The organism is Salinimicrobium oceani (assembly GCF_012037645.1).
Genome location: NZ_JAAVJR010000792.1, coordinates 1 through 415 on the forward strand (window position 1 = coordinate 1; position 415 = coordinate 415).

1 protein-coding gene is annotated in these 415 nt (G+C 40.7%); it reads left to right on the forward strand.

The genetic code is table 11. From position 1 onward, the window contains the following. Nucleotides 1–67: 67 nt before the first annotated feature. The coding region (locus HC175_RS19430; protein ID WP_168139778.1) for a TrmH family RNA methyltransferase at nt 68–415 on the forward strand (348 nt) is incomplete at its 3' end.

Consider the following 415-nt stretch of genomic DNA (forward strand, 5'->3'; position numbering starts at 1 on the left):
TTAGATTTGCTGCTTAAAAGCCACTCCTCCCCAAGAGTGGCTTTTTAATTTTCCTATTTTTGCACCCATGGAAAACCGAAAGCTCAGGAACAGCGAACTCGACAGGAAATCTACCCAAGAATTTAAGTCGGCAGAAAAGACTCCTGTAATTGTCATTTTAGACAACATAAGAAGCATCAACAATATAGGCTCCGTCTTTAGAACAGCAGATGCCTTTTTAATTGAGAAGATCTGGCTTTGTGGCATCACTGCCGCACCACCTCATAAAGATATTCATAAGACCGCATTGGGAGCTACAGATACTGTAGATTGGGAATATACTGAAGATGCCCTGGAACTGGTAAAGGGGCTACAGCAGCAGAATATTAAAGTCTTTTCTGTAGAACAGACTGAAAAGGCCATTTTCCTAAATAAT